The following is a 15,938-nucleotide window of genomic DNA, read 5'->3' on the forward strand; positions in this document are numbered from 1 at the left end:
ACGTGAAGCCCCTCGATCCTCGACTCGTCAGGCGCTCCCGCGCCGCCCGCGGGTTCCTGCTCGCGGGCGGCGCGCTCGCGCTCGTGCAGGCGGGCGCCGTGCTCGTGTTCGCCTGGGCACTCGCGTCGCTCGTGGTCGGGCTCATCGAGGGCGATCGGATGTCGCGGGGCTGGCCCCTCCTCGTCGCGCTCGTCGTCGCGGCATCCGCTCGGGCCTTCGCGGCCTGGCTGTGGGACCTGGCGGGCTCAGCCGGCGCCCTGCGTGTGAAGGCCGAACTGCGCGGCGAGCTCCTCGAGGCGCTGGAGGCGCGGCCGACCGGCGTCCCCGGCTTTCCGACGGCGCGCATCGCCACCCTCCTCGGCCCCGGGCTCGACGCCCTCGACGGTTACTTCGGCAGCTACCTGCCGCAGCTCGTGCTGAGTGTCATCCTCACGCCGATCCTCATCGCGGCCGCCTGGATCGCCGACCCCCTGTCGGGGCTCGTGCTCGTGATCGTGCTGCCGCTGATCCCGGTGTTCATGGCCCTCATCGGACTCGCCACAGGGGCGGTCCAGCGTCGCCAGTGGGACAGCCTCGCGACGCTCTCCCGAGGGTTCCTCGAGGTCGTCGGCGGGCTCTCGACGTTGAAGGTCTTCGGTCGTGCCGATCGTCAGGTCGGCCGCATCCGCGCGGTCACCGACGAGTACCGGTCACGCACCATGAAGGTGCTGCGCATCACGTTCCTCTCGGGCTTCACGCTGGAGTTCGCGGCGAGCCTCTCGGTCGCGCTCGTCGCGGTGTCGATCGGCCTCCGGCTCGTGTCGGGGGACATGACCCTCGCGCCCGGGCTCTTCGTGCTCGTGCTCGCGCCCGAGGTGTTCCTGCCGCTGCGGAACGTCGGCGCGGCCTTCCACGCCTCGGCCGAAGGCGTGACGGCGTCCTCCGATGCGTTCGACCTGCTGGATGCCGCGGCGCGGCGGAGCGCGTCGGCCCACGATGCCGATGCCGCGCCCGCTCCGCTCGCCGACATCGGCACCGGGGACGGCTCGGGCCTCCGCCTCGCCGACGTCCGCGTGCGGCGAGATGACCGGCTCGTCCTCGATGGGGTACACCTCGACGCCTCGGCCGGCCAGGTTACCGCGGTCACGGGGGAGAGCGGCTCGGGCAAGTCGACCCTTTTCGCGGCCATCCTCGGGTTCGAGACCGCCGATGGGGCGATCGAGCTCGACGGCCGGCCGCTGCGGTCGGGCGACCGTTCGGCGATCGCGTGGGCCGGGCAGTCGGCGACCCTCCTCGCGGGGTCGATCGCCGACAACGTGCGCCTCGGCGACGAGTCGGCGGCTCCCGCACTCCTCGAGCGCGCACTGCGCCTCGCGGGGGTCGAACTCGACTCGGGGCGCCTGCTCGGACCCGGCGGCAGCGGACTCTCAGGCGGGCAGGCCCAGCGGGTCGCCACGGCGCGGGCGATCCATCGGCTGCTGGCACGCGACGGCCGGGTGCTGCTGCTCGACGAGCCGAGCTCGGCGCTCGACCCGCGTCGAGAGGCCGACCTCGGGCGAGGGCTCCGAGAACTCGCCGCAGAAGGCCGGGTCGTCATCGTGGCGACCCACCGATCGGGACTCGTCGCGTTCGCAGATGCGACCCACGACCTGGCGGTGGTGCATGCCTGATCCCACCCGTGCCATGATGCGACGCGCCGTGCCGTCGTTCCGGCGGCTGCTCCCCGCCGTCCTCGCGGGCATCGCCTCCGGCGGCTCGAGCGTGGCGCTCCTCGCGGCATCCGCCTGGCTCATCGCCCGTGCCGCCGAGCAGCCGCCCGTGCTCTACCTCTCGCTCGGCATCGTCGGCGTTCGCGCCTTCGCGCTGGGTCGTGCGGTGTTCCGATACCTCGAACGGCTCTCCGGCCACGACGCCTCCTTCCGCCAGCTCGCCGAGATCCGATCCGGCGTCTTCGAGCGAATGCTGCCGGTCGCGCCCGACGGCCTCACCGCGACCCGCCGCGGCGACCTCCTCGCGCGCTTCGTCGGCGACGTCGACGAGCTGCAGAACGTGCCCCTCCGGGTGGTGCAGCCCGTCGCGAGTGCCCTCGTGGTGCTCGCCGCCGCGGTCGCGGGCGTCGCGCTCATCGCGCCCGGCTCGGCCGGGGCGGTGCTCGGATGCCTCGTGCTCGGCGTCGGCGGCACGCTGCTCGTGCAGCGCTGGGCTGCGGTGCGCGCCGAACGCACGCTCGCACCGCTGCGGGGACAGCTGCAGGCCGCGATCGTCGACCACGTGCAGGCGCTCGACGTGCTGGTGGCCTTCGACTCGGCGGCGTCCGGTCGTCGCGCGATCGAGGCCCTCGGCGCTCGGCTTGCGCGCGCCACGCGCGCTCGGGCCGCCGCCACGGGTGCCGCCGCAGCGGCGATGACGGCGGTCGGCGGAGTCGCGGTGGCGGCGAGCCTCGCGGCGTCCGCCCCACTCCTCGAGGCCGGACGGATCGACGGACCCACCTTCGCGGTGCTCTGCCTCGTGCCGCTCGCGATCGCCGAGGTCGCGGCCGCGCTGCCCCTCGCGGCGAGCGCCCTCCGCCTCGCCCGGTCGAGCGCGGAGCGAGTGGCCCACGCGGTTCCCGACGAGGTGCCGGGCGGCATTCCGCGGTCGCCGGCCGACCCCGCGGACCCGCCCACGGCCACGCCTCCACCCGCGATCGCCCTGACCGGCATCCGGGCTCGGTGGCCGCACCTCGATGGCCGCGATGATCCACGTCCGGTGCTCGACGGGCTCGACCTCGCCATCGCTCCCGGGGAGCGGTTGCTGGTGCGCGGGGAATCCGGGGCGGGCAAGTCGACGCTCGCGCACGTGCTCGTGCGCTTCCTCGACTACGAGGGCTCCTACCGGCTCGGCGACGTCGAGGCGTCGACGCTGGAGCCGCGCGACGTGCGTCGGCTCGTCGGCCTCGTCGAACAACGTCCGTGGCTGTTCGACGAAGACCTTCGCCAGAACCTCATCTTCGCGCGCGACACGGCGAGCGACGACGAGCTCCTCGACGTGCTGGAGCGGGTCGGCCTTCGCGACTGGGTCGAGGAGCGCGGCGGTCTCGATGCCCGGGTCGGCGAGCGGGGTGCGCTCGTCTCGGGCGGCCAGGCGCAGCGTATCGCGCTCGCCCGCGCCATGCTCGCCGACTTCCCGGTGCTCGTGCTCGACGAGCCGACCGCCAATGTCGATCCCGACCGCGCCGAGGCGTTGCTACGAGACCTTGCGGATGCCGCGGCGGCATCCGGACGCACGGTGGTCCTCATCTCGCACACCGCCGTCGATCCCGACCTCGTCGACCGTGTGCTCACGCTCGAGCACGGCCGCGCCGCGTTGCAGAACCCCCTTCCGACCGCGCATCGGTTGCGCTAGCGTCAGCGGGAACGGCTGCGATCACCGAAGCTCGCGGCCAGCTGCGATCGTCACCACGGTCGCGGTGGACACGAACACCTCCCGACGAAGGAGTCGAAGTGAACCATCGAACTCGTACCTCTCTCAGGGTCGGCGCCATCGCGGCGTCGGCCGCGGTCTGCGGCTCGCTCGCGATCGCGATCCCCGCGCAGGCCGCGACCGTCGTCGACACCGCGGATCTCCGCGAGGCCGTCACGGTCGAAGGCGTCATGACGCACCTCACGGAGCTCCAGGCGATCGCGAATGCGAACGGCGGAAACCGCGCCGCCGGCACGCCCGGCCACGACGCCTCCGTCGACTACGTGGAGGGCCTCCTCGAGACGGCCGGCTACCACACCTGGCGTCAGGCGTTCACGTACGAGCGCACGGACTTCACGGGTTCATCGCTCAGCCAGACGGCGCCGGGGCAGGTCCCGTATGTCTTCGGGGTCGACTACTACCCGATGGACTTCTCGGGCGGCGGCACCGCATCGGCCCCGGTCACGGTGGTCGACGTCAACCTCACCGGTGACCACGCGAGCTCGAGCGGTTGCGAGGCCGCCGACTTCACCGGGTTCCCTGCGGGCAACATCGCCCTCATCCAGCGCGGAACCTGCAACTTCTCGGTGAAGGCCGACAACGCCATCGCGGCCGGTGCGAGCGCCGTGATCATCTTCAACCAGGGCAACGTCGTGCCCGGCGACGACCGGCTGTCGCTGTTCGGCGGCACGCTCGGTGAACCCGTCCGCTCGATTCCCGTGGTGAGCACCTCGTACGCCCGTGGCGCCGAGTGGGCCACGACGCCGGGACTCGCGCTTTCGCTGACCCTGCAGGTGAACATCACCACGGTGAACACCGAGAACCTGCTCGCGGACACCACGACCGGTCGCACCGATCGTACGGTCGTCGTCGGCGGTCACCTCGACTCCGTCTCCGAAGGGCCCGGCATCAACGACAACGGCTCGGGCATCGCGACGATCCTCGAGACCGCGCTGCAGATGGCCGACCTCGGCATCCAGAACGAGAATCGCGTGCGGTTCGCCTTCTGGAGCGGCGAGGAGGACGGGCTCATCGGGTCGAGCTACTACGTGTCGCAGCTGAGCGCCCGCGAGATCAAGGACACGGCGCTGAACCTGAACTTCGACATGGTCGGCTCGCCGAACGCGGTGAACTTCGTCTACGACGGCGACGGCGATGCGCTCGGGGTGTCGGGTCCCAACGGGTCGGGCGTGATCGAGGACGTCTTCGCCGACTTCTTCACCGCCGTGGGTTCGAACTCGGAGCCGACGGACTTCGACGGCCGTAGCGACTACTTCGGCTTCATCGAGGCGGGCATCCCCGCGGGTGGCCTCTTCACGGGCGCCGAGGGCATCAAGTCGGCCGAGCAGGCGGCGATCTTCGGTGGAACGGCGGGTATCGCGTACGACCCGTGCTACCACGCCGCGTGCGATGACATCGACAACCTCGACGAGGACACCCTCGACCTGATGGCCGATGCGGTCGCGCACTCCACCCTGACCTTCGCCGAGACGACCTCCGCGGTCAACGGCACGGGCAAGGGCAAGGCGGTCGGCCAGATCGACTGGGCGTACAAGGGTCACCAGGCACTCCGCTGATCCACTGAACGGGAGGGCGGCGCGAGCGATCGCGCCGCCCTCCTAGGCTTGGAGGATGCCGCGCCGCATCCGTTCACGCACGCTCGATCCGTGGCACGACCCAGACGCGGTCTTCCGGGCGCACTACGCCGACGCGACGCATGCGGTCTGGCTCGACGGGGGAGCGGATGCCACGGCGGGGCTCAGCGTCCTCGCATCGGCGCACCCGGGCAGCGTGTTCGTCACGGCCGACGTCGTGCGCGGCACGGTGACCCGCTCGACTCCTGGTGCGGATGATGCCTCGGGCGTGACGGACGAGGCATCCGTGTTCGACGTCATGGCCGAGCGCCTCGGTGACACGGTCACCGACGGCGCCGACGCCGGGCCGCTCGGCTGGTTCGGCTGGTTCGGCTACGAACTCGGCGCCGCATCCGACGACGTGCCGGTCGCACCGGCCGAGACGCCGGATGCCGCGTTCCTCTTCGTCGATCGGGCGATCGTGTTCGATCACGCGGTGAACGAGGTGCGCCTCGTCTGGCTCGAGGGTGACGACGAGGGCACGGCACCGTCGGGCGCAGCGTGGGCCGACGAGGTCGCGTCGGCGCTCACGTCGACGTCCGAGGGGGTGCCGGCGCCGTCGGCCGGCGGGGCGGCCCGGTCGTCACAGCCCACCGTGCGGTGGCGGCACGATGCCGGCCACTACGCCGAGCTCATCGCCCGCTGTCAGGCGGCCATCGTGCGCGGGGATGCGTATCAGCTCTGCCTCACCAACCGGGTCGATGTCGACGTGCGACCGGACCCGGCGGCGACGTATCTCGCGCTGCGGGCGTCGAGCCCCAGCCATCACGGCGGCTACGTGCGGTTCGGCGACGTCGCCCTGCTCAGCGCCTCGCCCGAGCTGTTCCTGCACGTCGGCGCCGACCGCGTCGTGTCTACGAAGCCCATGAAGGGCACGCGTCCACGCGGCACGGACCCGGTCAGCGACGCGGCGCTCAGGCGCGAGCTCGTCGAGAGCGAGAAGGAACGCGCCGAGAACCTCATGATCGTCGACCTCATGCGCAACGACCTCGGCCGCATCGCGGAACTCGGCTCGGTGAGCGTGCCGAGCCTGCTGGCTGTCGAGGAGTACGCCCACGTGCACCAGCTCGTCTCGACCGTGCAGGCGCGGCTGCGGCATCCGCTCACCGCACTCGACGCGGTGCGAGCCGCGTTCCCCGCCGGGTCGATGACCGGCGCCCCGAAGCACAGCGCCATGACGATCCTGCACGAGCTCGAGGAAGGTCCGAGGGGGGTCTACTCGGGCGCCTTCGGCTACCTCTCGGTCGACGGCAGCGCCGACCTCGCCATGGTCATCCGGTCGATCGTGCTCACCCCGGCGGGCGCGAGCATCGGCACCGGCGGCGGCATCACCGCGCTCTCGGTGGCCGCCGAGGAGATCGAGGAGACTCGGGTCAAGGCGCGGGCGCTGCTACGTGTGCTCGGCGCGGCATCCGACCGCGTGGAGTGAGTAGGCTGGATGTCCGAGCGCGCGCCGTGATTCGGCGTGCCCGACGGACGTGCGGACGCCGTCCCGCAGCGACACACGATTGAGAGTCACGTGGCACAGGATCAGGACCAGGCCCACGCCGACAACGGCGCGTACGACTTCGCCGCCATCCAGGCGAAGTGGCTTCCCGTGTGGGACGAGCTCCAGCCCTTCCGCGCCGGCCGCCCCGGCGAGACCAGGCCGCGCAAGTACATCCTCGACATGTTCCCGTACCCGTCGGGCGACCTGCACATGGGCCACGCCGAGGCGTTCGGCTACGGCGACACGGTCGCCCGGTACTGGCGTCACCAGGGCTTCGACGTGCTGCACCCCGTCGGCTGGGACTCGTTCGGCCTGCCCGCCGAGAACGCCGCCATCAAGCGCGGCATCGACCCGCGTGGCTGGACCTACGACAACATCGAGCAGCAGAAGCGCTCGTTCCGCACCTATGCGCCCTCGTTCGACTGGTCGAGGGAGCTGCACACGAGCGACCCCGAGTACTACAAGTGGAACCAGTGGCTGTTCCTGAAGCTCTACGAGCAGGGCATCGCGTACCGCAAGGCCGGCCTCGTGAACTGGTGCCCGAACGACCAGACGGTGCTCGCGAACGAGCAGGTCATCGACGGGCACTGCGAGCGCTGCGGCTTCGTGGTCACCAAGAAGGCGCTGACGCAGTGGTACTTCCGCGTCACCGACTACGCCGACCGGCTGCTCGACGACCTGAACCAGCTCGAGGGCGCGTGGCCGTCGAAGGTGCTCACGATGCAGCGGAACTGGATCGGTCGCTCCGCCGGCGCCGACGTCGAATTCGAGATCGAGGGCCGCGACGAGCGGGTCACCGTGTTCACGACCCGTCCTGACACGCTGTTCGGCGCGACCTTCATGGTGGTCGCGCCAGACTCGGAGCTCGCGGCCGAGCTGGCGACCGGGGCATCCGCGGAGGTGAAGACCCGGTTCGACGGGTACCTGGACTCGGTGCGCGCCGAGAGCGACATCGACCGACTCGCGACCGACCGGCCCAAGACCGGCGTGTTCCTCGAGCGGTACGCGATCAACCCGGTGAACGGCGAGCGACTGCCGATCTGGGCCGCCGACTACGTGCTCGCCGACTACGGCCACGGCGCGATCATGGCCGTGCCGGCGCACGACCAGCGCGACCTCGACTTCGCGCGCACGTTCGAGCTGCCCGTGCGCGTGGTGGTCGACACGACCGCTCCGGTCACGGGAATCATCCCCGTGATCGAGCTCGACGAGCACGGCGAGCCGATGACGCCCGAGGGCGCGGAGCTCGAGGATCCGGCCGCGACGGGCATCGCCCTCGCGGGCGACGGGCGGCTGGTCAACTCGGGGCCCCTCGACGGGCTCTCGAAGTCGAACGCCATCCGCCGGGTGATCGAGCTGCTCGAGCAGCGCGGCCTCGGCCGGGCCGCGAAGAACTTCCGCCTGCGCGACTGGCTGATCTCCCGCCAGCGCTATTGGGGCACGCCCATCCCGATCATCCACTGCCCCGAGTGCGGCGAGGTGCCGGTTCCCGAGAGCGACCTGCCGGTCCGGCTTCCGGATGCCGCGGGCCTCGACCTCAAGCCCAAGGGCACGAGCCCGCTCGGGGCGGCCGAGGACTGGGTGAACGTCGCCTGCCCGAACTGCGGGGGAGCGGCACGGCGCGACTCAGACACCATGGACACCTTCGTCGACAGCTCCTGGTACTACCTGCGCTACCTGAACCCCAACGATGACACGCAGGCGTTCGACGTCGCCGAGGCCGAGAAGTGGCTGCCCGTCGATCAGTACGTCGGCGGCGTCGAGCACGCCATCCTCCACCTGCTCTACTCGCGCTTCATCACGAAGGTGCTCTTCGACCTCGGGTACCTGAGCTTCACGGAGCCGTTCACGTCGCTGCTCAACCAGGGCATGGTCATCATGGACGGCGCGAAGATGTCGAAGTCGAAGGGCAACCTCGTCGAGTTCGCGGCCGAGCTGGGCGCGCACGGCGCCGATGCGCTGCGGGTGACGCTCGCGTTCGCCGGTCCGCCCGAAGACGACATCGACTGGGCGGATGTCTCGCCCGTCGGTTCGGCGAAGTTCCTCGCGCGCGCGTGGCGCATCTCGGGCGAGGTCAGCTCCAGTCCCGACGTCGAATGGAAGACCGGTGACCCGGCGCTGCGGCGGATGACGCACCGGCTGCTCGCAGATGCACCCGTGCTCATGGAGGCGTTCAAGTTCAACGTCGTCGTCGCCCGGCTCATGGAGCTCGTCAACGCCACGCGCAAGGTCATCGACTCGGGCGCGGGCCCCGCCGACGCCGCGGTGCGCGAGGCGGCGGAGGTCACGGCGATGATCCTCGACGTGTTCGCGCCCTACACGGCCGAGGACATGTGGGAGCGCCTCGGCTACGAACCGACCGTCTCGCTCGTGCCGTGGCGCAAGGCCGACCCGGCGCTCCTCGTCGAGGAGTCGGTGACGGCCATCGTGCAGGTCGACGGCAAGGTGCGCGACCGGCTGGAGGTGTCGCCGAAGATCTCGCCAGACGACCTCGAGGCGCTTGCCCGCGGTTCCGTCGGCGTGGTGCGCGCACTCGCCGATCGCGAGATCGCGAATGTGATCGTGCGGGCGCCGCGGCTCGTGAACATCGCCACGCGGCGCTGACGACTCCTCCTCGACAGGGTCGTGCCCGGATGACGGACGCACGACGCGCGTCGTGACGCCTCCGGGCCGGGAGGCCGGCTCGTAGCGTGCGGGCATGCCCGCGCCCACCGACCACGACCCGCTCGCCCCGCTCGCCGCGCTCGATCCTTCGGCGCGGCGAGCAGGGCCGCGGGTCCGCATCGCCGTCGGCGGCGCGGTGGTGCTGTTCGTCGCGGCGGTCGCAGTAGCGGCCGTGATGTCGTTCGCATCGGACGGCGGCGGTCAGCAGGGCGTGATCGAGGCGCCCGCCGGCACGGGCACGAGTGCCGCGTCCGCCGGCCCGAACCCCGGGGCCGAGGTCGGCACGGCGCCGCTCCTCGTGCACGTGCTCGGCGCCGTGGCCGAGCCGGGCCTCGTCGAGCTCGGTGCGGGAGCCCGCGTCGTCGACGCGGTGGCCGCGGCAGGCGGGTTCACGGCCGAGGCCGATCCGGCGGCCGTGAACCTCGCGCGTCCGGTCGTCGACGGGGAGCAGCTCGTCGTGCTCGCGATCGGCCAGGCGCCGTCGCCGGCCGCAGGTCCGGGCGGCGGCGCGGCGGGAGGGCCTGCGGCAACGAGCGACGGGCTCGTGCACCTCAACACGGCCGATGCGGCCGAGCTCGACACCCTTCCCCGCATCGGCCCGGCGCTGGCGCAGCGCATCATCGACTGGCGCGAGGCGAACGGCCCGTTCACGAGCGTCGACCAACTGCTCGAGGTGGCGGGCATCGGCGACGCCGTCTTCACGGGTCTTGCCGAGCTCGTGGCGCCCTGAGTGGGCGACCTGCGGCTGCTGATCCCCGCCGCGGCCACGTGGGGGACCGCATGGCTCGCGGTCGCCGCCCCGGGTGCCGGCATCGATCCCCGCCTCGTGGCCGCGGCAGTGTGGGCGGCGGGCGCGGCCGTGCTCGCCCTGCTCTTCGCGCACGGGCAGCCGGGCGGCCGCGGCGTTCGCGGCGGCCGCGGCGTCCTGCGGTTCGCCGGGCCGGTCCTCCTCGTCGCGCTCGCCTCGTCGGGCCTCGCCGCGTCCACGGCGGCGGTGGCGCTCGCTCAGCGTGACGCGTCGCCCCTCGCCGGCGTGGCCGCCGAGCATCGCACGGCGCAGGTGGTCATCGAGGTGACGGCGGCACCGCACGCCATGTCGGCGCCGGTCTGGGCTGAGACCTCCGACCAACCGACGTTCCGCCTCGACGCCCGACTGGTCTCGGTCGACGGGTCGTCGGCCCAGCCCGTTCCCGTCACGACCGCGGTGCAGATGCCCGCCGCGCTGGCGCAGTTCGGCACCCGCCTCGCGTTCGAGGTCCGCGCGAGCCCGTTGCCGAGCACCGAGGCGTCGGGGTTCCGACTCCGCGCCATGGGCGACGTCGTCGTTGCGTCGGCTCCGCCGCCGTGGCTGGCATGGGCCGCAGGGCTGCGGCTCGGCTTCGCCGAAGCGGCGCGCGGGCTCGGCGGCGACGGCGGGGCGCTCGTACCCGGACTCGCGATCGGCGACACGAGCGCAGTGAGCGAACCCCTCGAGGCGGCCATGAAGGCGAGTTCGCTGAGCCATCTCACGGCCGTGTCCGGAGCGAACTGCGCGATCATCACGGCCGCCGCGTTCGGGCTCGCCGCCCTCTGTCGCGTTCGACGGGCCGGGCGGGTCGCCTCCGCGGTGGTCGCGCTCGTCGCATTCGTCGTGCTCGTCACGCCGGAGCCCAGCGTCATCAGGGCCGGTGCGATGGCGCTCGTGGTGCTCCTCGCCCTCGCGGCCGGGCGGACCGGCGGCGGCGTCACCGCCCTGTCCGACGCGGTCATCGTGCTCCTCGCATTCGACCCGTGGCTCGCCCGCGACTACGGATTCGCGCTGTCGGCCGCCGCGACCGCCGGACTGCTGCTCCTCACCGCTCCCGTTGCGACGGTGTTCGCGCGCGTCATGCCGGCGCCGATCGCGGCGGTGCTCGCCGTGCCGGTGGCCGCCCAACTCGCCTGCCAGCCGATCCTGGTGCTGCTCGACCCCGCGATCGCCCTCTACGGCGTGCCCGCGAACCTGCTGGCGGCGCCGGCCGCTCCGATCGGCACGGTCGTCGGCCTGCTCGGTTGCCTGCTTCTGCCGGCGCTTCCGTCGGTGGGTATGGCGTTCCTCCAGCTCGCGTGGCTGCCCGCGTCGTGGATCGCCCTCGTCGCCCACGGCGCGGCCGGACTCCCGGGCGGTCGCCTGCCATGGCTCCCGGATGCCCCGGGCGCCCTGCTGCTGCTCGCGAGCACGGGGCTCGCGCTCTGGCTCGCCTTCGCGCCGCCGCGCCGCGCGTGGCTCCGCATGCCGGCGACGGCACTTCTCGTGGCGATCGTCGCGGTGCCGCTCGGGGCGTCGATCGGCGGCCCGCTGGTCGGAGCGGCGACGCGGCCGGGCGCATGGGATGTCGCCGCGTGCGACATCGGCCAGGGTGACGCGGTGCTCGTCCGCTCGGCCGGCGCCACTGCCCTCATCGACACGGGTCCCGAACCCGCCGCGCTCGAGCGCTGCTTCTCCCTCCTCGGTATCGAGCGTCTCGACCTCCTCGTGCTCACGCACTGGGACGCCGACCACGCCGGGGGAGCGGCGGCCGTGGCGGGCCGGGTCGACACCGTCATCCACGGACCGCTCGACGGGCAGCGCTCCGACCGGGTGCTCGAACCGCTGGCGCGGGCGGGCGCCGAACTCGTGGAGGTGGTGGCGGGCCACCGCGGTGAGCTCGGTGACGCCCGTTGGCGGGTCGTCTGGCCCAAGCCACGGGCCGTGCCAGGGAACGATGCGAGCGTCGTGATCGAGCTCGACGCGCCCGGATACCGCGGGGTGTTCCTGGGCGACCTCGGCGAAGGCGCGCAGGAACGGCTGCTTCGATCGGTCGACCTCGGGCCGGTCGACCTCGTCAAGGTGGCACATCACGGTTCGGCCGACCAGAGCGGGGCGCTGTACCGCGAACTCGGTGCGACCGTCGGCGTGATCGGCGTCGGTGCGGACAATGGTTACGGACACCCCACCGATCGACTGCTCGACCTCCTCGCGGCGACCGGCACTGCTCCGGTGCGCACCGATCGGTCGGGCACGGTGGTGCTGACGGCCGAAGGCGACGGGAGCTTCCGCCTCTGGACGGAGCGGAGCGAGCCCGGCGTCGGAGGTCGCCTCTAGACTTGAGCGGGAACGGGAGGTGCGGTGGCGGCACGATCAGGCACGGCACGAACCGGCACGGCGGCGCGCGCGAAGGTCGCCATCCCGCAGCTCACGTGGAACGAGATCCGCCCTGCGCCGGTCGTGCTCATCTCCGGCTCCGAGACCGTGCTGGCCGAGCGAGCGAGCACGTTGCTGCGCGACTTCCTCCGTTCCGAAGACCCTGCACTCGAGGTCAACGACCTCGACGCCGACGGCTACCGCCGGGGCGAGCTGCTGACCCTCGCGAGTCCGTCGCTCTTCGGCGAGCCCCGGCTCATCCGGGTCAACGGCGTCGAACGTGCGAGCGATGACTTCCTCGCCGATGCGCTCGAGTACCTCGAGCAGACGGCGGAGTCGACGACGCTCGTGCTCCGCCACGCGAGCGGCCAACGCGGCAAGAAGCTCCTCGACGCGATCCGCGCGGGCACCGGCGGCGGCGTCGAGATCGTCTGCGCCGAACTCCGGAAGGACGTCGAGAAGCAGGACTTCGCCGCGGCCGAGTTCCGGGCCGCGGGTCGCACCGTGAACCCGCGCGCGCTCAGGTCCCTCGTCGCCGCGTTCGCCGACGATCTCGCCGAGCTCTCCGCGGCGTGCCGGCAGCTCATCGCCGACGCCCCCGACGAGATCACCGAAGCGGTGGTCGCCAAGTACTACGGCGGCCGCATCGAGACGAACGCGTTCACCGTCGCCGATGCCGCGATCGCCGGGCGGCACGGCGAGGCGCTCATCGCCCTGCGGCACGCGCTCGACAGCGGCGCCGATCCCGTGCCGATCGTCGCGGCGTTCGCCATGAAGATCCGCACCATGGCCAAGGTCTCGGGGGTCAGAGGCGGCGGGCCGCAGGTGGCGTCTTCACTCGGGCTCGCGCCCTGGCAGGTCGACCGGGCGCGGCGCGACCTCGCCGGCTGGACCGACGAGGGCCTCCGTCGGGTCATCGAGTCGCTCGCTGCCGCCGATGCCGCGGTCAAGGGCGCCGAGCGCGACCCCGTGTTCGCGCTCGAACGACTCGTCGGCATCATCTCGGCTCGCGGCCGCTCCGCGGACTGAGCTGCACGGCAGCGCGGATCGCGTCGGGCACCGCCGCCGCTTCGACGAGCACCTGCCCGCGGGAGAGCCCGCTGCCCTCCCGCCAGGCCGCGGCGTGGGCACCGGCGCGAAGTGCGTGCAGGGCCGCCCAGCGATCCTGGTCTTGGATCGGGACGCGAGTGAGCCCTCCCTGTGTGCGCCACGCCTCCGCGGCACCGGCCAACCGGGCAGCACGAATCGGGTCCCCGGCCGCCATCGAGAGGCTCGCCAAGTCGGCCAGGCAGCCAGGGATCGCGCGGTCGACCCGCGCGTCGACCGCGACGCGGAGGGCGTCGGTGAATCGTCGCGCCGCCGCTTCGAGCGCGCCCTCGGCCTGATCGGCTCTGCCGATCGCCCCGAGCCCCGTCGCCATACCCCACGCCTCCCCGGCCGAACGGTGCATCACGAGAGCCTCCTCCGCCAGGGCCCTGGCCGAGTCGAGGTCTCCCGTCCGCACCATGAGCTCCGCGAGATACGTCATCACCCACGCGGTGTGCCAGTGGTCGCCGTCGGCTCGGAACAGCGCCAGGCTCTCCTCGTAGCAGGAGCGCGCACGCGGCAGGTCATCCTGCCTCCCCGCTGCCATGGCCAGGCTGATCAGGGCGATCGCCGCGCCGTGCCGGTCGTCCGCTTCGCGGAACAGGTCGAGGCTCTCGCCGCAGAGCACCAGCGTCCGCTCGGCGTCGCCTTGGTCCCGGGCGATCACGCCCAGGTTGTTGAGCGAGATCGCGACGCCGCGGGCGTCTCCGAGCCCGCGCCGGATCGCGAGGCACTCCTCGTGATACGCGGTGGCTCGCCGGTAGTCACCCAGATCGCGGGCGAGGTTGCCCGCTGCGTTGAGCGCGTTCGCGCGAAGGGCCGGCGGCGATCCGTCGCTTCGCGCCAGGACGCCGGCCAGCCATCGATCGCCCTCGGCGACGCGCCACCGCATCTCCCAGAACCGCCAGAGCGCGGTGGCCAGTCGCAGACCCGTCTCCACGCCGTCGTCGGCGTGCTCGGACCAGGTCAGCGCCGCGCGCAGGTTGTCCTGCTCCTGCTCGAGTCGCTCCAGCCACTCGATCTGGCCGCGTCGGCCCTCGACCTCCCGGGACGCTCGCAGGGCGAGGGCCTCGAAGTGCCGCGCGTGACGCCGGCGCGTGGCATCATCCTCGCCGCTCTCCGCGAGACGCTGCCGGGCATACTGCCTGATCGGTTCGAGCATCCCGTACCGGGTTCCGACCGGGCCGTGCGCCACGGTCACCAACGATTGCTCCGTCAAGGCATCGAGGTGATCGAGGACGGCATGGGCCTCCGCCGCGCTCTCGGCTCCCACGTCCTCGGCGGCCTCGAGCGACCATCCTCCCGTGAAGACGGAGAGCCGGCGGAACAACGCGCTCGCATCGGGATCGAGCAGGTGCTCGCTCCAGGCGATCGCCGCCCGCATGGTCCGCTGACGTTCGGGGAGGTCCCTGGCTCCGCCGACCAGCAGCGGCATGAGATCGTCGACGCGATCCAGCATCTCGGCGGGGCTCAGCACGTTGATCCTCGCGGCCACGAGTTCGAGTGCGAGCGGGAGACCCTCCATTCGTCGGCAGATGGCCGCAACCACGGGCGCCTGCTCCGCCGTCAGTTCGAAATCCGGGTCGCGCTGCTGCGCCTGCCACACGAAGAATCGCACGGCATCGAACGTCGCGGGGTCGCGATCGGCCTCGCCCGGATCGGCCGGAGGGACGTCCAGTGGGGGAACCGGGAACTCTCGTTCGCCCCGCAGCCGCAACGGCGCCCGACCGGTGGCGAGCACGTGGAGTCGCGGGCAGGCCGCGAGGAGACGTGCGAGGTCGGGCACGGCGTCGAGCAGGTGCTCGACGTTGTCGAGCACCAGCAGTACGCGTCGGTCCTGCGCCCAGTCGCGCAATGGGCCGATCGGATCGCCTCGGACCGGCTCATCGAGCCCGGCCGTACTCGCAATCGTGGCGAGCACGAGGCGGGGATCGGCCAGTGAGGCCAGTTCGACCCAGACCACGCTGTCGTACCACTCCGGTGCCAGAAGTGCGACGTGCAGTGCCAATCGCGTCTTTCCGACCCCGCCTGGACCCACCAACGTCACCAGCCGGAGGTCATCGTCCGCAGTGAGTCGCCGCAACTCGGCGACCTCGCGCTCGCGGCCGACGAACGGCGTCGGCTCGTGGGGAGGCCCGACGACAGGGGCCGCGACGCCCTGCGTCGCCTGCTCGGGCGCGTCCGCTCCGTGCTGCAGCGACGACGTGAGTTCGAGGCGCATCGCGTCATCGAGGCCGAGGGCGTCGGCGAGCCGTCGAACGGTGTCGGGGTAGGGCCTCCTGCGTTCACCGCGCTCGAGCGCTCCGACCGCGTTCGCGGAGATCCCGGCGCGCTCGGCGAGATGCTCCTGCGAATAGCCTGCGGCCTCGCGAGAGCGGCGGAGCAGCTCTCCGAAACTCTCCTGCCCTCTCGCCACCCGTCTGTGCCCCATCGGTCGGCTGCCGGGATCCCGCCGCCGGCGGCGTCCCCGTGCCCCCACGATAGCGGCGGACGCCGAACCACG

9 protein-coding genes are annotated in these 15,938 nt (G+C 72.4%); 8 read left to right on the plus strand and 1 reads right to left on the minus strand.

The annotated features are described in order from the left end of the window. Positions 1 to 2 precede the first annotated feature (2 nt). From cydD to holA, 8 genes are all read left to right on the plus strand, one after another. Positions 3 to 1,649 (plus strand): thiol reductant ABC exporter subunit CydD, encoded by a 1,647-nt coding sequence (gene cydD / locus ACVFI9_RS09380; RefSeq protein ID WP_474765997.1) that lies wholly within the window; start codon positions 3 to 5, stop codon positions 1,647 to 1,649. Further along, a complete protein-coding gene (gene cydC / locus ACVFI9_RS09385; protein ID WP_474765998.1) occupies positions 1,642 to 3,363 on the plus strand; it encodes a thiol reductant ABC exporter subunit CydC in 1,722 nt (573 codons plus the stop codon). Before cydD ends, cydC begins: the two co-directional genes overlap by 8 nt. A 98-nt stretch (positions 3,364 to 3,461) precedes the next feature. Then, a complete protein-coding gene (locus ACVFI9_RS09390) occupies positions 3,462 to 4,997 on the plus strand; it encodes a M20/M25/M40 family metallo-hydrolase (RefSeq protein ID WP_474766000.1) in 1,536 nt (511 codons plus the stop codon). A 55-nt stretch (positions 4,998 to 5,052) separates the two neighbouring features. Then, complete coding sequence (gene pabB, locus ACVFI9_RS09395) at positions 5,053 to 6,483, plus strand: aminodeoxychorismate synthase component I (RefSeq protein WP_474766001.1); 1,431 nt, start codon at positions 5,053 to 5,055, stop codon at positions 6,481 to 6,483. Positions 6,484 to 6,573: 90 nt separating this feature from the next. After that, positions 6,574 to 9,147, plus strand: coding sequence for a leucine--tRNA ligase (leuS, locus tag ACVFI9_RS09400; protein WP_474766003.1), 2,574 nt, complete (start codon positions 6,574 to 6,576; stop codon positions 9,145 to 9,147). Positions 9,148 to 9,241: 94 nt separating this feature from the next. Further along, the gene (locus ACVFI9_RS09405) at positions 9,242 to 9,937 is read left to right on the plus strand and encodes a ComEA family DNA-binding protein (RefSeq protein WP_474766005.1); all 696 of its coding nucleotides are present in this window, start codon (positions 9,242 to 9,244) and stop codon (positions 9,935 to 9,937) included. Then, positions 9,938 to 12,310, plus strand: a complete 2,373-nt coding sequence (locus ACVFI9_RS09410; protein WP_474766007.1) for a ComEC/Rec2 family competence protein — start codon at positions 9,938 to 9,940, stop codon at positions 12,308 to 12,310. 24 nt (positions 12,311 to 12,334) lie between these two features. Further along, on the plus strand, positions 12,335 to 13,378 hold the full coding sequence (gene holA / locus ACVFI9_RS09415) for a DNA polymerase III subunit delta (RefSeq protein ID WP_474766009.1): 1,044 nt from the start codon (positions 12,335 to 12,337) through the stop codon (positions 13,376 to 13,378). Here holA and ACVFI9_RS09420 read toward each other — a convergent pair. After that, positions 13,347 to 15,851 (minus strand): ATP-binding protein, encoded by a 2,505-nt coding sequence (locus ACVFI9_RS09420; RefSeq protein ID WP_474766011.1) that lies wholly within the window; start codon positions 15,849 to 15,851, stop codon positions 13,347 to 13,349. The genes holA and ACVFI9_RS09420 overlap by 32 nt on opposite strands. Between the last annotated feature and the right edge of the window lie 87 nt (positions 15,852 to 15,938).

This window comes from Agromyces sp. NSFZ (assembly GCF_056156205.1).

Bases quoted from the DNA above. Each gene is read 5' to 3' on its own strand.
- cydC (WP_474765998.1), top strand. From the start codon at position 1,642: ATGCCTGATCCCACCCGTGCCATGATGCGACGCGCCGTGCCGTCGTTC.
- pabB (WP_474766001.1), top strand. From the start codon at position 5,053: ATGCCGCGCCGCATCCGTTCACGCACGCTCGATCCGTGGCACGACCCA.
- ACVFI9_RS09405 (WP_474766005.1), top strand. From the start codon at position 9,242: ATGCCCGCGCCCACCGACCACGACCCGCTCGCCCCGCTCGCCGCGCTC.